The sequence below is a fragment of the Vibrio crassostreae 9ZC13 genome (assembly GCF_000272045.2).
Lineage (GTDB): Bacteria > Pseudomonadota > Gammaproteobacteria > Enterobacterales > Vibrionaceae > Vibrio > Vibrio crassostreae_C.
This window is the reverse complement of record NZ_AJYZ02000041.1, coordinates 782,933-802,070: the sequence shown is the minus strand read 5'-3', so window position 1 is coordinate 802,070 and position 19,138 is coordinate 782,933. Positions and strand designations below refer to the sequence as shown.

Genomic DNA, 19,138 nt, shown 5'->3' with positions numbered 1-19,138 from the left:
CCTCAACCTTGGCAAGGTTGCGCTCTACCAACTGAGCTAGTATCGCATTTTCATTCAAATTCTTTCTAGAAGAAAGAGAGAATGGAGGCGCCTCCCGGAGTCGAACCGAGGTCCACGGATTTGCAATCCGCTGCATAGCCACTCTGCCAAGGCGCCTTAGTAACTCCAATCGAATCGCTCATTGCCATCCTCTTGGGTACGGGATGCATTCTACGGATTCAGACGATTGAGTCAATATTATTTTTGTATTTTTAATTCGTTTGAATAGATTTCATACGAAACAGGCCAAATAGCTGACTTTATGTTCAAAACACACTGTGAGCGGGTTATTCAAAGGAGATCTATATCACATTAGATATCCACTATTGATAACTTAACCTTAGGTTAAAGATCAAAAAAGCGAGCCTCAGCTCGCTTCTTCATCAATGATGTTTTTCGTCTAACAAATCGTCTTTGGCAGCCATCAAGTATTGTGCCATTGACCAATAAGTAAGAACGGTGGCGACATACAGTGCAATGTAACCTACCCACACCATCCAGTCGTCGTATCTCCAGATAAGTACCCAAAGAGCGAACATCTGAGAAACCGTTTTGACTTTACCAACCCAAGATACCGCAACACTTGCGCGTTTACCGATTTCAGCCATCCATTCACGAAGCGCTGAAATGATGATCTCACGAGCAATCATGGTCACGGCTGGAATAGTTATCCAAATAGAGTGGTAATGCTCTGTAATCAGGATAAGAGCCGTAGCGACCAACACTTTGTCAGCCACAGGGTCAATGAAGGCACCGAAGCGAGACGTTTGCCCTAACTTACGAGCTAGCATGCCATCTAGCCAATCAGTGAAACCGGCTACCCAAAACACCATCGCAGCAGCGAAAGGAGCCCATTGATAAGGTAGATAGAAAACGACAACGAATACTGGGATCAAAAATAGTCTCAGTAAGGACAAAATGTTAGGTATATTCAAACGCATATTATTGGGCTCTTATTAATTGCGCTTTAATGGTGCGGGATTTTTACTATTGTTTCAATGCTTGATAAATGTTTTCTGCCAAAGAATGACTAATGCCCGGCACTTTGGCTATTTCTTCGACAGTTGCACGCTTAAGTTCTTGTAAGCCACCCATATATTTCAGCAAAGCTTGACGACGTTTAGCTCCTACCCCTTCAATTCCTTCCAAAGCACTGGTTCTGCGCGTTTTACCACGTTTCGCCCTGTGCCCTGCAATCGCATGATTATGGCTCTCATCACGAATGTGCTGGATAAGATGCAGCGCTGGTGCATCGCTAGGTAAATTAAACTCTTCACCTTCAAGGGTTACCAAAGTTTCTAAACCCGGTTTACGCGTCACGCCTTTCGCAATACCCATCATTCTTGGTCTAAACGGCCAATCACCCCAATATTGAGAAATGATCTCATGAGCGCGGTTTAGCTGACCTTTACCACCATCGATAAAGATGATGTCTGGGATCTTGTCGATATCGAGTTGCTTCGAATAACGTCTCTCAAGCGCCTGAGCCATCGCTGCATAATCATCGCCACCTGTAATGCCGGTGATGTTGTAACGACGGTACTCTGGTTTAACCGGGCCTTCTTGATTGAACACCACACACGACGCAATCGTGCTTTCACCCATGGTATGACTGATATCAAAACATTCCATGCGCTTGATAGCATCCATCGACAGCACTTCTTGGAGCTCTTTGAAGCGCTGATTAATCGTCATCTTGTGATTAATCTTGGTGGTAATAGCCGTCAATGCATTGGTATTAGACAATTTAAGGTAACGACCTCGAGTACCTGAAGGGTTGGTATTGAAGTGAATCTTACGACCCGCTACTTCACACAAGGCTTCTTGAATCGGTGTGACATCTTCCATCAAATCGGCATTGAGAATCAAACGGGTTGGGATGGTTCTCGCTTCACTATGCGCAAGATAGTATTGGCTTAAAAAGCTCGAAAAGACCTCTTCTCGCACCGTATTGTTGGGAATTTTAGGGAAATGGCTTCTACTGCCTAAAACCTTGCCTTGGCGAATCATCAAGATATGAATACACGCTACGCCATTCTCTTGAGCAAATCCCAACACGTCCATATCTTCCATTGAATCGTCAGATACGTATTGTTGTTCTTGCACACGTCGAATCGCTTGGATTTGATCACGGAAAGCGGCAGCTTGTTCAAAACGAAGCTCACGGCTTGCCTTGTCCATTTTGTCGATGAGCGTCTCAAGGACTAATTTGTCTTTCCCTTGCAGGAACAGACGAACGTAGTCGATAAGTTCACTGTACTCTTCATCAGAGATGATTGAGCTAACACATGGCGCAGCACAACGACCAATCTGATACATCAAACACGGGCGCGTTCTATTGGCATAAACCGTATCTTCACACTGGCGGGCAGGGAAAATCTTTTGGATTAGGTGTAGCGTCTCACGCACAGCGCCGGAATCAGGGTAAGGACCAAAGTATTCGCCCTTTTTCTTCTTAGCACCACGGTGCATCGACAAACGAGGATGCTTGTGACCGCTAATAAAAATATAAGGGTACGACTTATCATCACGCAAAAGTACGTTGTATTTAGGCAAGTACTGCTTGATGTAGTTGTGCTCAAGAATGAGCGCTTCTGTTTCCGTGTGCGTTACAGTGACATCGATCTTGTCAATATTACTAACTAGAGCGCGTGTTTTTTCACTGTCGACTTTTTTACGGAAATAACTGGAAAGGCGTTTTTTGAGGTTCTTAGCTTTACCGACATAAATAACGGCAGCCTCGGCGTTATACATTCGATAAACGCCGGGCTGCTCTGTTACTGTCTTGAGGAATGAGACTGAGTCAAACAAGTTGGTCACTATACGATCTCAGTGTTAAAGGGTCTCAGTGTCTAACATTCCATGTCTAATCGCTAAATGCGTCAGCTCTACATCGCCACTGATATCCAGCTTACTGAACAAGCGGTAGCGGTAACTGTTGACTGTTTTAGGACTTAGATTGAGTTGTTCTGAAATATCCGTCACTTTCTGACCTTTGGTAATCATCATCATGATTTGAAGTTCACGTTCAGATAAGTCTGCGAATGGATTTTCAGACGCAGGCGAGAATTGGCTCAAAGCCATCTGCTGCGCAATTTCTGGTGAAATGTATCGTTGGCCACTATTAACCACTCGAATTGCATTTACCATTTCATCCGGACCTGCCCCTTTAGTAAGGTAACCAGCAGCTCCAGCTTGCATCACTTTAGTTGGAAACGGATTTTCCGTATGAACAGTTAAAACGATGATTTTAACATCAGGGTTGAAACGCAAGATCTTCTTGGTTGCTTCTAAGCCACCAATACCAGGCATATTCATATCCATCAAAATAACGTCAGTATTGTTAGTACGACACCATTTTGCAGCATCTTCACCGCTTTCAGCTTCCCCTGCTACGTTCATTCCACGGACGTCTTCAATAATACGTCGTATCCCTGTGCGAACCAGCTCGTGATCATCTACAAGGAAAACATTTATCAAACTTGTATCTCCACACTATTAATTGGCTCTGCAACCACTGTGTCATTTCATCTGTTTGAAACAATTGAACAAAGGAACAGTGGATCGCAGCATTGAGTACATCTTAACTTAATTACTAAAAAAAAGCTCTGTTGAATATGTGCTGAAACACGAACTTTAGCAAGTACTTATTAACAAATAAGCTAACTAAAACAACAAGCTTTTTCTAAAAATCAACCAGTTAAAACAACACCCAATAAAATTACATAAGATAAAAATATTTTCAATACCATTGAATAACCATTCGCGACAATTTCACTTATTTGCTTATAGAGTCCCGTTATTTGCCTCTACTAACTAGAATTTAGTTAGTATTTTTACTGCCTTTTGTGCGCAGAGGGTCGCTAGATGGTAGTATTCGATTCCCCATTTCAATAGGTTACTACATTGGATATTCAGCAAGGCTTTGTACTCACAAGACAAGCAAGAGATTTTTCAGGGCGCACACAAATCGACTTGTGGTTAAGCACCCCTCAAGGCCCTACTCTGCTGACGATTCAAAATGAAAAACCGGTATTTTTTGTCGCTCAATCTGACGTTGAGGCATGTCAGGCAATCGCAGCGAAAGAGTCGATCGATTGCCAATTTAAGCCTCTAGAATTAGCCACATTCGAGCAAACACCTCTCGCCGCGTGTTACACCTCACTGTCGAGAAGCAGCTTTGGTTTAGCGCAAGCCTTTCACAACGAAGAAATCCAAACCTTTGAAAGCGATATTCGACTCGCCGATCGATTCTTGATGGAACGTTTTATCAAGGGAAGTATTGAGTTCACCGGATCTGCTGTGCAAAAAAATCAGCATCGTCGAGTCTCAAACGCAAAATGCCGAGCAGGTGATTACTTACCTAACTTGTCAGTAGTGTCACTTGATATTGAATGCTCAGAAAAAGGCGTGCTTTATTCCATTGGCTTAGACAGCCCGATGGACAGCCGAGTCATCATGGTCGGCGAACCACAACAAGCTGAAACCAACATCCAATGGGTTGTCAACGAAAAAGTGCTGCTTGAAGCGATGATAGCTTGGTTCTCGGAGTTTGATCCTGACATCATCATTGGTTGGAATGTTATCGACTTCGATTTTAGGCTGCTGCACAAACGTTCAGAATGGAACGAAGTGAAGCTCAACATCGGCAGAGACAACCAACCGAGCTTTTTCCGCAGTTCTGCTCAAAATCAGCAAGGTTTTATCACGATTCCGGGGCGCGTTGTCTTGGATGGTATTGATATGCTCAAGACAGCGACCTACCACTTCCGTTCTTGGTCTCTTGAGTCGGTATCGCAAGAGCTGCTTGGGGAAGGCAAAGACATCCATAACGTTCATGACCGTATGGATGAGATAAACCGAATGTTTAAGTTCGATAAACCCTCACTCGCTAAGTACAACCTTCAAGACTGCGTACTGGTAAACAGCATCTTCGAGCACACTCACCTACTCGACTTCGCGATTGAGCGCTCTCGATTAACCGGTGTTGAGCTGGATCGCGTTGGTGGCTCTGTTGCGGCCTTTACTAACTTATATCTGCCTCAAATCCACAGAGCGGGTTATGTCGCACCGAACTTAGAGCCAGAGAATTGGATTGCGAGCCCCGGCGGTTATGTGATGGATTCAATTCCCAATCTGTACGACTCGGTTTTGGTACTCGATTTTAAGAGCCTGTATCCATCGATCATTCGCTCGTTTCTGATTGACCCTATGGGACTAATTGAAGGGTTGAAGCTTGAACTAGGCCCAGCAGAAAACCAAGCCGTTGATGGCTTTCGAGGTGGGCAATTCCACCGCTCTAAACACTTCTTGCCCGAGATGATCGAAAACCTTTGGGCTGCACGTGATGTGGCGAAGAAGAACAACGAGAAAGCGTTCTCTCAGGCGATTAAGATCATCATGAACTCATTCTATGGTGTGTTAGGTTCGTCTGGTTGTCGTTTCTTCGATACCCGGTTAGCGTCTTCAATTACCATGCGTGGACATGAGATCATGAAGCAAACCAAGGTTCTGATCGAAGACAAAGGCTATCAAGTGATTTACGGCGATACCGATTCAACCTTCGTGTCTCTGAACGGCAGTTATGATCAGCAAAAAGCAGACGAGATCGGGAACACACTGGTCGCTTACATCAACGATTGGTGGACGAATCACTTAAAAGAGACCCACAACCTAACCTCAATACTCGAATTGGAATACGAGACTCACTATCGCAAGTTTCTAATGCCGACCATTAGAGATTCAGAAACCGGCTCGAAGAAACGTTATGCCGGATTAATCACTCAAGGCGATAAAGAAAAGATCATATTTAAAGGGCTTGAGAGTGCACGCACCGATTGGACACCTCTCGCACAGCAATTCCAACAAACCTTGTATGAGATGGTGTTTCACGATCAAGATCCAACCGACTACGTCAGACAGTTTGTTGATGAAACCTCTGCTGGCAAACATGATGATTTATTGGTGTATCAAAAGCGCTTACGCCGCAAATTACATGAATACCAAAAGAACATTCCGCCGCAGGTTCGCGCAGCTCGTATGGCCGATGAGATCAATGCTCAGTTAGGGCGCCCTCTTCAATACCAAAATAAAGGACGCATTGAGTATTTGATTACTCTGAGTGGCCCTGAGCCCAAGGAGTATTTAAAGAGTGGTATCGATTATCAGCACTATATCGACAAGCAGATTAAACCGGTCGCAGAGGCAATACTGCCCTTCATCGGTTTAGACTTTGAAAGAGTTAGTGGGCAGCAGTTGGGTTTGTTCTAGCACTATATTCAATATGCTCTTAAAACGAAAAAAGCAGAGATATGTTCTTCAGCACACTCTGCTTTTTAGTATCAATGGATCGGTTATAAATCTCTATCCGATTCTGAACTCGGTTTTCTGATACTGCTTAATCAACCACTCACCAAAGCCATCAAGAATACCGATCACCGAACGTTTAGGGATTGGTCGACCAGAAAGTAAAATGCCCAACCTTTGGATTTCGACTTCTCGATCTGGGTGATACTTCAAGAACTGTTGGCCACATTCAACAGGATCATCGTACCAATATTTATCGCGGTACATCACCAGTGAGTAACTCGCCCGTAGAAGCTTCTTGGCAATAATCACCTGCGCAGCGACTTGTTGTTCTGGCGTTGTCGCTCGTGCGATCTTGTTGCGATACACCGCCAACCAGTTTTCCGCATCCATATTCCAGTGCTTAGCGATTTCCCAACTTGTTTCAAAATCACCATAGCAGTCTGATAAGTCTTCACCATGCACACACACGGCTAAATGCTTGAGCATAAAACCCCAAGTGAAGATATTGTCGAAATCGACTATCTCACTCACTAAGGTAGTTTTTATCGCCACTTGAGTTACCTGCGGGAAGCTCTTTTGGAAACGCCATTTGATGGTGTTCAACAAAGTGGTTCGTTGGTCAGGAAACGGTCGATGGGTCACCACAACCACATCTAGATTGGAGCGACCGAAGACGGCTTGCTTACGAGCCACACTGCCATAAATATAAATACTGTGCAGATTAGATCCTAACCCACCTTTTAGAAAGGTAATCAGATCGTTAACCACAGGTTGAAATTCAGGTTGAAAAGGCTGTGTTGGGTCAATAACGGGTAGCTGCATAGGTCGTTTCGGTAAATAAAATAATGATTTAACTATAACTCTATGATCGCCTAGGTGACTTTATGATTCAAGCTATTCCTATTTATAGCATCTCCGAGATATAATCAGCGGATAGACCCACTAAGGACAAACACAAAATGCCTAGAGCAAGTGAAATTAAAAAAGGTTTTGCTATCACAGTAGAAAGCAAAACAGTGATCGTTAAAGATATCGAAGTAACAACACCAGGCGGCCGTGGCGGCCAAAAGATTTACCGCTTCCGTGGTAACGATGTAGCAACTGGCGTTAAAACTGAAGTTCGCCACAAGGCTGACGAAATTGTTGAAACTATTGACGTAACTAAGCGTGCAGTAATGTTCTCTTACGTTGATGGCAACGAGTACATCTTCATGGACAACGAAGATTACACACAATTCATCTTCAACGGTGAGACTATCGAAGACGAACTACTGTTCATCAACGAAGAAACTCAAGGCATGTACGCGATCCTTATCGACGGCAACGCTGCAACGCTTGAGCTACCAACATCTGTTGAACTAGTTATCGAAGAGACTGATCCTTCAATCAAAGGTGCATCAGCGTCTGCTCGTACTAAGCCTGCTCGTCTTTCTACAGGTCTTACTATTCAAGTACCTGAATACATCGCGACTGGCGACAAAGTAGTAGTAAACACTGCTGAACGTAAATACATGAACCGCGCAAGCTAAGATACTTATTATGACCGAAGCTAACGACCTAATGTCTTATGACGACGCAATTGACACTGCATACGACATCTTCCTAGAGATGGCACCTGACAACCTAGAGCCTGCAGACGTGATTCTTTTCACTGCTCAGTTTGAAGATCGTGGCGCAGCAGAGCTTGTTGAAACTGGCGATGATTGGGTTGAACATGTTGGCTTTGAAGTCGACAAAGAGATCTACGCTGAAGTGCGCATTGGTCTTGTGAATGAAGCTGATGACGTTCTAGACGACGTATTTGCTCGCATGTTAATCAGCCGTGATCCAGAACATAAGTTCTGTCACATGCTGTGGAAACGCGACTAATACCGCTGTTGACGCTCATCTGCATGAGTAAACAAGTATTCATGTAAGCGAGTTAAAAGTTAGCCGAGCCCATTGCTCGGCTATTTTTATCACGCTATTTTCCATCGTGATTCATCACTTTCATCATCAACGTTAGATTCACTGATTATGACCAAAGCAAAAACAGACACACAATCAAAAGGCTATGCCTGCATTGGCCTAGTTAACCCAAAGACGCCAGAAAACGTAGGCTCAGTGATGCGAGCAGCTGGCTGCTACGGCGCCAACTCTGTGTTTTACACTGGCACACGCTACGACCATGCGCGAAAATTCCATACCGATACCAAAGAAAAGCACTTAGCCCTGCCTTTGATTGGTGTTGAAGAGCTGAAAGATATTATTCCAGTAGGCTGCGTGCCGGTTGCTGTTGATCTGATTGAAGGTGCTAAGCCTCTACCTGATTACAAGCACCCACCACGTGCGTTTTACATTTTTGGCCCAGAAGATGGCACGCTAAAGAAAGAAATCACAGATTTCTGTCGTGAGACGATTTACGTTCCGACCAACGGCTGTATGAATCTAGCGGCATCAGTGAATGTTGTGCTTTACGACCGACTGGCGAAAGGCGATAACTTTTCGAATCATAAGTAAAAGAAACGAGATACGAGATACGAGATACGAGATACGAGATACGAGATACGAGATACGAGCAGATTATAGATGCGCCTACACGAGATAAGAGATGCGAAAAGCTCGCTTACTGTCACTTATGGCAGCATGTTTTCGATACTCGGTTACTCGCATCCCGCATCTGCTATTTCTCCAGACGTAAAAAAACCTGCTCAATGAGCAGGTTTTTTAGTATTCAGTGCTTTCAGCTAATGAAGCTTTACGCGTAAGAAATTACGTAATTACTGACGTGTTCTTGGCTTAGCTGGTTTAGCCGGACGACCGTTGTTCAGTTTAGGCTTACTTTTGTTAGCCTGAGGTTTGCCTTTGTTTGCAGCTGGAGCGCTACGACCTGAATCAGGTGTTGTAGTACCGCGAGTTGCAGGCTTCTTACGCTTAGTTTGGTTGCTACGGCCTTTTGGTGCGTTTGCACGCTCTTCGTGACGTTTAACAGCACGACGAATTTTTTGGCTACGAGAACGCTCACGCTTACGAGAAGTGTTTGAAGGATCAAGATCCAACAGTGTCTCTTTCTCAGGCTTAAGCTCAACAAGCTCACGCAGGTAGTTAACTTCTTGAAGATCTAGCTCTTTCCAACCGCCACGAGGCAGTTTCTTATCAAGGTAGATATCACCGTAACGTACACGTTTCAGGCGGCTTACTGTCGTTTCTTGAGATTCCCAAAGACGACGAACTTCACGGTTACGACCTTCGTTAATCGCTACGTAGAAAGTATGGTTCATACCTTCACCACCAGCGTAAACAACATCTTCAAAACGAGCCATGCCGTCTTCTAGTTGTACACCACGAGTAACGTTTTTAACTTTTTGCTCAGTCACTTCACCGAATACACGTACTAGGTACTCACGCTCAACCTGACGGCTTGGGTGCATCAGACGGTTTGCAAGCTCACCATCAGTAGTGAAAAGCAAAAGGCCTGATGTGTTTGCATCAAGACGACCAACTGAAATCCAACGAGAACCACGGATCTTAGGTAGACGATCGAAAACAGTACGGCGGCCTTCAGGGTCGTGACGAGTACAAAGCTCACCTTCAGGTTTGTAGTAAGCAAGTACACGACAAACCACTTCTTCAGAAGCCTTGCCTGAAACAGTATGGCCATCGATACGGATCACTGAGTTCTCGTCTTCAAGACGCTCGCCCAGTTTCGCAACTTGACCGTTAACACTTACACGACCAGATTTGATTAAACCTTCTAGTTCACGACGAGAACCGTGACCAGCTCGCGCTAAAACCTTCTGTAATTTTTCGCTCATTTACTCTTTTCTACCTAATTGTCGTCTTCACAGACGTCGAATGAATTTTTCACGACCAAATCGCGGTCGCGTATTATCGCAAATAACCTGCCAAAAAGCACTTGTTATTTACTGTGGCAGGTTTGCTGTATCGTTACAGACTGTTAATCAGTAAAGCGATTATTCAAACGGCGCAGGATCGCCAGCACCACGACGTAGAACCACGGCATCATCGTCACTGAAGTCAATAACGGTCGTCGGTTGCTCACCTAAGTAACCGCCATTCAAAATCACATCAACCGCATGCTCTAGGCTGTCACGAATTTCTTCTGGATCCGACTCTGTAGTCTCGTTACCCGGCAGAATCAGAGACGTCGACATTAATGGTTCACCCATCGCTTCCAAAAGGTCGAGTGCAATCTTGTTGTCTGGGACACGAATACCAATCGTTTTACGCTTGGCGTTCATCAAACGCTTTGGCACTTCTTTGGTTGCTTTAAAGATAAACGTGTAAGCACCTGGTGTATGTGCTTTCAGTAGACGGAAAGCCACGTTATCAACGCGTGCATACAGTGATAACTCAGAAAGATCACGGCATAACAAGGTGAAATTGTGCTTGTCATCGATGCGACGAATTTTACAGATACGTTCAAGTGCTTGTTTGTTTTCAAGCTGACAGCCCAGCGCATAACCGGAATCTGTTGGATAAACCACAACGCCGCCATTGCGAATAATCGCAACCGCTTGAGTAATTAAGCGTGCTTGTGGGTTATCTGGGTGTACATAAAAAAACTGGCTCATTGTTGATCCTCGTTATCGAATCTCTCGACTCTATCATCAGAAGGAGCTGGCTCACCTAAAGACTATTCAGATGGTGAAACCGTTTGAAACTCCCAATCTTTCCATACTTCTTCGACCCCAGAAGGTAGCCAGAGATTGCGTCCAAGTTCCATCCACGGAGATGGGTAATGGAAATCACTGCCTTGGGAGGCTAATAGTTTGTATTGTATAGCATAATCCGCGAGTGTGCGTCTTTCTTGTTGCGCTTGCTGAGGTTGAGCGACTTCCATCGCATCCCCTTTCGCTTCAACAAATGCCGCTAGCAGGCGCTTAACCCACTTGGCTGTAAGTCCATATCGCCCAGGGTGAGCGAGTACGGCTTGTCCACCAGCAGCATGAATAGCCGTGACAGCATCACTCATTGAACACCAAGTTGGCGGCACATAACCTGGGTTATTACGAGTAAGAAACTTTTTAAACACCTGCTGCATAGTTTTCGCATAGCCATTGTCGACTAGCCACTTAGCAAAGTGAGCGCGAGTGATTGGTGCATCACCCGCAATCAATTTAACTTCTTCTAACACCCCTTCACGAGTCGCTTTCTCAAGACGGTGAGCGATCATCTCAGCACGCCCAATACGGTGTTGCTTCTGTTGTTCAATGAGCGCTTTGAGTTCTGGTGACTCAGGATCAACGTTTAACCCAACAATATGGATATCTTTGTTTTGCCAAACAGTCGAAATCTCAATGCCGTTGATCAGCTGAATAGGAAGATTGTTATCAGCAATATAGTTGCGTGCTTCAGCAAGCCCATCAGTCGTGTCATGATCTGTAATCGCTAGCGCTTCGATGTTAAAGCCAAGCGCTCGGTCAATTAGCTCAGGTGGAGTAAGTCGGCCATCTGAGGCTGTTGTATGACTATGTAGATCAATTCTCATATATTCTTTTTCATTGTTTTCAATTTTTATCGTTATATTTGTGTCAACACACTTGACCCGCAAGCAGAAAACTAGTTAACTAGTACACAAATACGAAGTATCACATTTGATAGGTTCACCATGTTACAAGAATTTAACCAAAACCATAAAGATAAAGTTTTAGAACTTTCTTCAGTAGAAGCAAGTTCAGAGCTTAATTGGTGGCGCACTTGGACAAGTTCTTGGTGGGCTAACGTGTACTTCTAGTTAAACAGTTTGTTTATAAAAAAGTTATCACTAAGCCCGCTTTAATAGCGGGCTTTTTAATTTGTCGAACAACTCACATTCAACTGACTAACAAATCATCGAATTGACCATATTCTAGATTGGGTGAAAGGTATCTTTATGCGACTATGTACGGCAGGAAATTTAAAGAATCATAAAGGAGGTCTTGTGAACAAGGCCATTGAAATCAAAAAGCTGGGAACCATTGAGGTCATCAATTCCTCAGTTCCTTACTCGCAAGATCCAACCAGCGTTTTTCATACTTTGTGTGAAAACAAAACTGATAGTCTTTTGTTGGAATCTGCCGAGATTGAATCTAAACAGAACCTGACAAGCCTACTCCTTATCGACTCTGCTGTTCGCATCGTATGTCGCGGACATGAAGTAACCTTTCAAGCATTGACTGAAAACGGTCAAGCGCTTATCGAACATCTCACCCAAAACGTGAAAGCAGAAATTAAATCTGACCTTACTGATAACGTTTTGACGCTGACTTTTATCGAACCAAGCAACGAATTAGACGAAGACTCACGTTTAAGAGAAGCCTCTTCATTCGATGCACTGCGTTTGGTTCAGCACAGCTTTGAGCAAGACGCGGATAACAAACACGCATTATTCATGGCGGGCTTATTCGCTTACGACATCGTGGCAAACTTTGAGCCACTAGGTGATGCTGAAGCAACCAACAATTGTCCTGACTTTGTATTCTACGTAGCTGAAACACTATTGCGTTTCGATCACCAAGAGAACGAAGGCCTACTTCACGCGAGCTTATTTGCTCAAGATGACAACATCAAAGCGCAATTAACTGACCGTCTAGCCGACATTCAAACTCAGTGTCAGTCCCTGAAAGCCATCACTGAAGTAACGCCGTTAGACAACGTTGAAGCTGTACCTAGCGTTTCAGATGAAGACTTCTGCCAAACGGTTCGTGATTTAAAAGAGTACGTAGTTAAAGGCGATGTATTCCAAGTGGTACCTTCACGCCGCTTCACTCTACCTTGCCCTGCCCCACTGGCGGCTTATAAAGAACTCAAACAAAGCAACCCAAGCCCTTACATGTTCTACATGCAAGACGAGCTGTTTACTCTGTTCGGTGCATCTCCAGAAAGCGCGCTGAAATACGAGACAGAAACCAACCAAATCGAGATCTACCCGATTGCTGGTACTCGTCGTCGTGGTAAGCGCCCTGACGGTCAAATCGATTTCGACCTAGACAGCCGTATCGAGCTTGAACTGCGTACCGACAAGAAAGAAAACGCCGAGCACATGATGCTAGTTGACCTAGCGCGTAACGATGTGGCACGTATTGCCGAAGCTGGCACTCGCCACGTAGCAGACTTACTGAAAGTAGACCGCTACAGCCATGTAATGCACTTGGTTTCTCGTGTTGTTGGTCAGCTCCGTGAAGACTTAGATGCTCTGCACGCTTACCAAGCTTGTATGAACATGGGCACGCTAACGGGCGCACCAAAAATCCGCGCAATGCAGCTTATTCGAGACGTAGAAAAAACGCGTCGTGGTAGCTACGGTGGTGCAGTCGGTTATCTAACTGGTGAAGGGACTCTAGATACTTGTATCGTAATTCGCTCTGCTTACGTTGAAGATGGCGTGGCACAAGTACAAGCAGGCGCTGGGGTCGTATTTGACTCAGACCCACAAGCAGAAGCCGATGAAACTCGCGGCAAGGCACAAGCGGTTATCTCAGCGATTCAAGCAGCTCATACTAAGAACCTAACAAATAAGAAGGAGTCGTAATCATGGCTGATATTGTATTCATCGATAACTTCGACTCGTTCACTTACAACCTTGTAGACCAATTTCGTTCATTAGGTCACAGCGTAAAAATTTACCGTAACAACATTCCTGCAAAAGTAGTTGAAGCGGCGATCAACGAACTAGACAACCCTGTTGCACTGCTTTCACCAGGCCCTGGCGCTCCAGCAGATGCGGGCTGTATGCCAGAGCTGATTCAGCTTCTAAAAGGTAAAGTGCCAATGATTGGTATTTGCTTAGGCCACCAAGCGATTGTTGAAGCCTATGGCGGCACCGTTGCAGGCGCTGGCGAAATCATTCATGGTAAGGTGTCGATGATGGAACACCAAAACCATGCGACTTACCAAGGCTTACCTTCGCCATTGGCTATCGCTCGCTACCACTCTTTAGTGGCAACGCATGTATCTGATAGCCTAACGGTGACCGCTGAAGTAGATGATTTGGTGATGTCTGTGGTTCAAGAACAAGACAAGGTGTGTGGATTCCAATTCCACCCTGAATCAATTATGACGACCTACGGTGCAACGCTTCTAGCAAACGCTATCGAATGGGCTCTTGAGAAACCTCTTCGCCTTGAAAAGACTGGAAAATAGGAAACGATCATGGAACAGATTAATAAACTTTACGAACAGCAGTCTCTTACTCAAGAAGAAAGCCAACAGTTATTTGATGTGATCATCAAGGGTGAACTAGACCCAATCTTGATGGCTTCTGCGCTAACTGCACTGAAAATCAAAGGCGAAACGCCCGATGAAATTGCAGGCGCAGCAAAAGCACTACTTGCGAATGCAAACCCGTTCCCGCGCCCTGATTACGATTTCGCAGACATCGTAGGTACAGGTGGCGACGGTCACAACACCATCAATATCTCGACGACTTCTGCATTTGTTGCCGCAGCGTGTGGCTTAAAAGTCGCGAAGCACGGTAACCGCAGCGTATCGAGCAAATCAGGCTCTTCTGACTTACTGGATTCGTTCGGTATCAACCTAGCGATGACAGCTGAAGACACACGTACGGCTGTTGATGAACTTGGCGTAGCATTCCTATTTGCTCCGCAATATCACGTTGGTGTACGTCACGCGATGCCGGTTCGTCAAACAATGAAAACGCGCACTATCTTCAATATTCTTGGCCCACTGATTAACCCTGCTCGCCCTAACATCGAGCTAATGGGTGTTTACAGCAAAGAGCTGGTACGCCCTATCGCAGAAACCATGCTGCAAATGGGCATGAAGCGCGCGGCGGTTGTTCACGGTAGCGGCCTTGATGAAGTAGCGATTCACGGCGAAACCATGGTTGCTGAAATCAAAGATGGCACAATTCACGAATACACAGTGACACCAGCAGACTTTGGTTTGAACACTCACCCTCTTGAAGCAATCAAGGGCGGCGAGCCAGAAGAGAACAAAGCCATCACAACCGATATCCTGACGGGTAAAGGCACTGATGGTCAAGTTGGCGCAGTGGCAGTCAACGTTGCTCTACTGATGCGTCTGTTTGGTCACGAAGACCTAAAAGCCAACGCACAGCAAGCAATTGACGCGATGAACTCTGGCAAAGCATACGAGCTTGTACAAAAGCTTGCTGCACACGCCTAACGAACGACGAATCGAGACAAAGAACATGACACAGACTACCGATAAACTGTCGACCCACGTTTCAGTCAAAGAAGCTGAAATGGCGGAAGTATTAGCAAAAATCGTTCGTGATAAATACCAATGGGTTGAAGCACGTAAGCAGACTCAACCATTAGACGAGTTTAAAGCGTCACTAACTGCAACAGACCGCAGCTTTTATGACGCTCTGAGCGGAGAACAAACGGTTTTCATCACTGAATGTAAAAAGGCCTCTCCGTCAAAAGGTTTAATCCGTGACGAGTTTGACCTCGACTACATTGCTTCTGTTTACAACAACCACGCAAACGCGATTTCTGTGCTGACAGACGAGAAGTACTTCCAAGGTGACTTTGAGTTTTTACCTAAAGTTCGCAGCATTGCTAAGCAGCCTATCCTGTGTAAAGACTTCATGGTTGATACCTACCAAGTGTATCTAGCTCGTCATTACTCAGCTGATGCTATCTTGTTAATGCTATCGGTATTAGATGACGAAGAGTACAAAGCGCTGGCGGAAGTCGCTCACTCACTCAACATGGGTGTATTGACCGAAGTCAGCAACGAAGAAGAGCTTCACCGTGCAGTCGCTCTAAACGCTAAGGTGATCGGCATTAACAACCGTAATCTTCGTGACCTTTCGACTGATTTGAACCGTACTAAAGAGTTGGCGCCGCTGATTCGCGAACTGGCTCCAAACGCAGTTGTGATTTCAGAGTCTGGCATCTACACACATCAACAAGTTCGTGACCTTTCAACGTTTGCAGATGGCTTCCTAATCGGTAGCTCTCTAATGGCAGAGAAGAACCTCGAGCTTGCGGTACGCAAAGTAACACTGGGTGAAAACAAGGTGTGTGGTTTAACTCACTCTGACGATGCAGCAAAGGCTTATCAAGCTGGTGCGGTATTCGGTGGTCTGATATTCGTTGAAGCATCTAAGCGTCATGTGGATATCGAAGCGGCTCGTTTGACTATGAGCGGCGCACCTTTGAACTACGTGGGTGTGTTCCAAAACCACAGCGTTACTGACGTTGCGAAAACGGTTTCTGAGCTAGGCCTGTTCGCTGTGCAATTGCACGGTGATGAGTCTCAAGCGTTTGTCGATGAGCTAAAACAGTCACTACCTGAAAGCGTTGAGATTTGGAAAGCTTACGGTGTTTCTCCCGATGCTGAGAGCTCGCTACCAGAATTACTGGAAAGCAACGTGACTCGTCACCTGCTAGATACTAAAGTGGGTTCTCAAACTGGTGGCACAGGCCAAGTGTTCGATTGGAACCTAATCAACAACCAAAGCGCAATCATGTTGGCGGGTGGTCTAACCCCAGAAAATGCTAACCAAGCGGCTAAGTTGGGTTGCTTAGGATTAGACCTAAACTCTGGTGTTGAATCTGCTCCAGGCAAAAAAGACGCAGACAAGCTGCAACGCGCTTTTGCAGCGATTCGTAATTACTAGTCCGATTTCTAAAACTTGAAATCTAGAGCTTAGAAGCTAGAAAACAGAATCAAAAAACTAATTAGTGAGCTTTGCCTTTGCGAAGCTCAAACAAGATTAAATGACTTGGTGTGAAGACACTCCAATAGAATTGAAGGAATAACACAATGGCTAAACTCGATGCCTACTTTGGTGAATACGGTGGTCAATACGTACCGCAGATCCTAGTGCCAGCACTAGACCAACTTGAACAAGCATTTATCGATGCACAAGCCGATCCTGAGTTCCGCAGCGAATTCATGACGCTTCTTCAAGAGTACGCTGGTCGTCCAACGGCGCTAACGCTAGCACGCAACCTAACAAAAGGTACAAAAACCAAACTGTACCTAAAGCGTGAAGATCTACTTCACGGCGGTGCTCACAAGACAAACCAAGTTCTTGGTCAGGCATTGCTAGCAAAACGTATGGGTAAGCAGGAAATCATCGCTGAAACTGGGGCAGGCCAACACGGTGTGGCAACGGCTCTAGCGTGTGCTCTACTAGGTCTTAAGTGTCGTGTATACATGGGTGCAAAAGACGTTGAACGTCAAAGCCCGAACGTGTTCCGTATGAAGCTAATGGGCGCAGAGGTTATCCCTGTTCATTCTGGCTCTTCAACGCTAAAAGATGCGTGTAACGAAGCACTACGTGACTGGTCTGCAACTTATGAAGACGCGCACTACCTATTGGGTACTGCAGCGGGTCCTCACCCATTCCCAACGATTGTTCGTGATTTCCAACGCATGATTGGTGAAGAAACGAAGAACCAAATTCTAGCTCGTGAAGGTCGCCTTCCTGATGCGGTTATCGCTTGTGTCGGCGGTGGTTCGAACGCTATCGGTATGTTTGCGGATTTCATTGAAGAAGAAACTGTTCGCCTAATCGGTGTAGAGCCGGCTGGTAAAGGTATTGATACCGACCAACACGGCGCGCCGCTTAAGCACGGTAAAACCGGTATCTTCTTCGGCATGAAAGCGCCACTGATGCAAGATGAGAACGGCCAAGTAGAAGAGTCTTACTCTGTATCTGCGGGTCTAGACTTCCCATCAGTTGGTCCTCAACACGCGCACCTAAATGCTATTGGCCGTGCTGAATACGACAACGTGACCGACGACGAAGCGCTAGAAGCGTTCCAATTGATTGCACGTAAAGAAGGTATTATCGCAGCGCTAGAGTCATCTCATGCTTTGGCTCATGCTGTTAAAATGGCTCACGATGACCCAGAGAAAGAACAGCTATTAGTGGTTAATCTATCTGGTCGTGGTGATAAAGACATCTTCTCTGTACACGACATTCTTAAAGAGAAAGGAGCATTATAATGGATCGCTATCAATCACTCTTCACTCGCTTAGCTGAAAAGAATCAGGGCGCATTTGTACCATTCGTAACGGTTGGCGATCCTAACCCTCAGCAGTCTCTTAAGATCATGGAAACACTCGTTGAAGCGGGTGCTGATGCACTTGAACTTGGTATTCCATTCTCAGATCCGCTTGCAGATGGCCCGACAATCCAAGGTGCAAACATTCGTGCGTTAGATTCAAAAGTAACGCCAGATGTGTGTTTTGATCTTATTGGTCAAATTCGTGCTAAATACCCAGATCTGCCAATCGGCCTACTGATGTACGCAAACTTGGTGTACGCACGTGGTATCGAGAACTTCTACGAGCGTTGTGCGAATGCAGGTATCGATTCAGTATTGATTGCTGATGTACCAACCAACGAGAGTGGCGAGTTTGTTGCTGCAGCTAAGAAGTTTGGTATTCACCCAATATTTATTGCTCCACCAACAGCAAGTGATGAGACGCTTCAATCGGTTTCTGAGCTAGGTGGTGGTTACACTTACCTACTTTCTCGTGCTGGCGTAACGGGTGCAGAAACCAAAGCAAACATGCCTGTGACAGCCCTACTTGACCGTTTGAACAAGTTTGATGCGCCACCAGCACTGCTTGGTTTCGGTATCTCGGCTCCTGAACAAGTGAAAGAAGCAATTGTAGCTGGCGCTGCTGGTGCTATCTCTGGCTCAGCAGTTGTGAAAATCATTGAAAACAACGTTGAACAACCAGAAGCAATGCTTAAAGCACTTGCTGAGTTTGTTACACCAATGAAAGCGGCAACGCAAAAATAATAAATAGGCTCCCACTAGTGCGATAATTTGCGCTGTGGGAGTTTTTCTCCGAG

At 45.3% G+C, this 19,138-nt stretch carries 18 protein-coding genes, 1 tRNA gene and 1 other annotated feature; of the genes, 11 read left to right on the top strand and 8 right to left on the bottom strand.

Going from position 1 to position 19,138, the window contains the following annotated elements; all coding sequences use genetic code 11:
- Positions 1 to 82: 82 nt before the first annotated feature.
- The 4 genes from A136_RS18050 to uvrY all read right to left on the bottom strand — a co-directional run bounded on the left by A136_RS18050 (position 83) and on the right by uvrY (position 3,519).
- Positions 83 to 156, bottom strand: a tRNA-Cys gene (locus tag A136_RS18050).
- A gap of 266 nt (positions 157 to 422) precedes the next feature.
- Entirely contained in the window at positions 423 to 980 is a 558-nt protein-coding gene (gene pgsA, locus A136_RS18045) for a CDP-diacylglycerol--glycerol-3-phosphate 3-phosphatidyltransferase (protein WP_017061490.1), read from the bottom strand.
- 46 nt (positions 981 to 1,026) lie between these two features.
- Positions 1,027 to 2,859: an excinuclease ABC subunit UvrC gene (gene uvrC / locus A136_RS18040; protein ID WP_029235144.1), complete on the bottom strand. Its 1,833-nt coding sequence runs from the start codon at positions 2,857 to 2,859 to the stop codon at positions 1,027 to 1,029.
- Positions 2,860 to 2,874: 15 nt separating this feature from the next.
- The gene (gene uvrY / locus A136_RS18035) at positions 2,875 to 3,519 is read right to left on the bottom strand and encodes a UvrY/SirA/GacA family response regulator transcription factor (RefSeq protein ID WP_004729778.1); all 645 of its coding nucleotides are present in this window, start codon (positions 3,517 to 3,519) and stop codon (positions 2,875 to 2,877) included.
- A 426-nt stretch (positions 3,520 to 3,945) separates the two neighbouring features.
- Between uvrY and A136_RS18030 the strand changes: the two genes are divergently transcribed.
- Positions 3,946 to 6,309 carry a DNA polymerase II gene (locus tag A136_RS18030; protein WP_017063547.1) on the top strand — a complete coding sequence of 788 codons (2,364 nt, stop codon included), beginning with the start codon at positions 3,946 to 3,948 and terminating at the stop codon, positions 6,307 to 6,309.
- Positions 6,310 to 6,402: 93 nt separating this feature from the next.
- Here A136_RS18030 and A136_RS18025 read toward each other — a convergent pair whose 3' ends face one another.
- On the bottom strand, positions 6,403 to 7,170 hold the full coding sequence (locus A136_RS18025) for a hypothetical protein (RefSeq protein WP_017061494.1): 768 nt from the start codon (positions 7,168 to 7,170) through the stop codon (positions 6,403 to 6,405).
- Between the two features lie 137 nt (positions 7,171 to 7,307).
- Between A136_RS18025 and efpL the strand changes: the two genes are divergently transcribed.
- The 3 genes from efpL to A136_RS18010 all read left to right on the top strand — a co-directional run bounded on the left by efpL (position 7,308) and on the right by A136_RS18010 (position 8,847).
- Positions 7,308 to 7,877 carry an elongation factor P-like protein EfpL gene (gene efpL, locus A136_RS18020; protein WP_017055115.1) on the top strand — a complete coding sequence of 190 codons (570 nt, stop codon included), beginning with the start codon at positions 7,308 to 7,310 and terminating at the stop codon, positions 7,875 to 7,877.
- Positions 7,878 to 7,887: 10 nt separating this feature from the next.
- The gene (locus A136_RS18015) at positions 7,888 to 8,217 is read left to right on the top strand and encodes an HI1450 family dsDNA-mimic protein (protein ID WP_004741258.1); all 330 of its coding nucleotides are present in this window, start codon (positions 7,888 to 7,890) and stop codon (positions 8,215 to 8,217) included.
- 147 nt (positions 8,218 to 8,364) lie between these two features.
- On the top strand, positions 8,365 to 8,847 hold the full coding sequence (locus tag A136_RS18010) for an RNA methyltransferase (protein ID WP_017061495.1): 483 nt from the start codon (positions 8,365 to 8,367) through the stop codon (positions 8,845 to 8,847).
- A gap of 260 nt (positions 8,848 to 9,107) precedes the next feature.
- Here A136_RS18010 and rluB read toward each other — a convergent pair whose 3' ends face one another.
- From rluB to rnm, 3 genes are all read right to left on the bottom strand, one after another.
- On the bottom strand, positions 9,108 to 10,142 hold the full coding sequence (gene rluB / locus A136_RS18005) for a 23S rRNA pseudouridine(2605) synthase RluB (protein ID WP_017055112.1): 1,035 nt from the start codon (positions 10,140 to 10,142) through the stop codon (positions 9,108 to 9,110).
- Between the two features lie 159 nt (positions 10,143 to 10,301).
- Positions 10,302 to 10,922 carry an L-threonylcarbamoyladenylate synthase gene (locus A136_RS18000; RefSeq protein ID WP_009848751.1) on the bottom strand — a complete coding sequence of 207 codons (621 nt, stop codon included), beginning with the start codon at positions 10,920 to 10,922 and terminating at the stop codon, positions 10,302 to 10,304.
- A 62-nt stretch (positions 10,923 to 10,984) separates the two neighbouring features.
- Positions 10,985 to 11,839 (bottom strand): RNase RNM, encoded by an 855-nt coding sequence (rnm, locus tag A136_RS17995; RefSeq protein ID WP_017063546.1) that lies wholly within the window; start codon positions 11,837 to 11,839, stop codon positions 10,985 to 10,987.
- Positions 11,840 to 11,959: 120 nt separating this feature from the next.
- Here rnm and A136_RS17990 point away from each other — a divergent pair, with 120 nt between their 5' ends.
- The 7 genes from A136_RS17990 to trpA all read left to right on the top strand — a co-directional run bounded on the left by A136_RS17990 (position 11,960) and on the right by trpA (position 19,085).
- Entirely contained in the window at positions 11,960 to 12,085 is a 126-nt protein-coding gene (locus tag A136_RS17990; protein WP_009848753.1) for a trp operon leader peptide, read from the top strand.
- Positions 12,032 to 12,146: a sequence feature (Trp leader region), on the top strand. Its footprint overlaps the gene before it by 54 nt.
- Positions 12,147 to 12,271: 125 nt before the next feature.
- Complete coding sequence (locus A136_RS17985; RefSeq protein WP_017063545.1) at positions 12,272 to 13,861, top strand: anthranilate synthase component 1; 1,590 nt, start codon at positions 12,272 to 12,274, stop codon at positions 13,859 to 13,861.
- Positions 13,862 to 13,863: 2 nt separating this feature from the next.
- Positions 13,864 to 14,472 carry an aminodeoxychorismate/anthranilate synthase component II gene (locus tag A136_RS17980; protein WP_017063544.1) on the top strand — a complete coding sequence of 203 codons (609 nt, stop codon included), beginning with the start codon at positions 13,864 to 13,866 and terminating at the stop codon, positions 14,470 to 14,472.
- 9 nt (positions 14,473 to 14,481) lie between these two features.
- Positions 14,482 to 15,477, top strand: a complete 996-nt coding sequence (gene trpD / locus A136_RS17975) for an anthranilate phosphoribosyltransferase (protein WP_017063543.1) — start codon at positions 14,482 to 14,484, stop codon at positions 15,475 to 15,477.
- Positions 15,478 to 15,502: 25 nt separating this feature from the next.
- Positions 15,503 to 16,942 (top strand): bifunctional indole-3-glycerol-phosphate synthase TrpC/phosphoribosylanthranilate isomerase TrpF, encoded by a 1,440-nt coding sequence (gene trpCF / locus A136_RS17970; RefSeq protein WP_017063542.1) that lies wholly within the window; start codon positions 15,503 to 15,505, stop codon positions 16,940 to 16,942.
- A 146-nt stretch (positions 16,943 to 17,088) separates the two neighbouring features.
- Entirely contained in the window at positions 17,089 to 18,279 is a 1,191-nt protein-coding gene (trpB, locus tag A136_RS17965) for a tryptophan synthase subunit beta (protein WP_017063541.1), read from the top strand.
- The gene (gene trpA, locus A136_RS17960) at positions 18,279 to 19,085 is read left to right on the top strand and encodes a tryptophan synthase subunit alpha (protein ID WP_017063540.1); all 807 of its coding nucleotides are present in this window, start codon (positions 18,279 to 18,281) and stop codon (positions 19,083 to 19,085) included. The genes trpB and trpA overlap by 1 nt, the downstream gene beginning before the upstream one ends.
- The last annotated feature ends 53 nt before the right edge of the window (positions 19,086 to 19,138 follow it).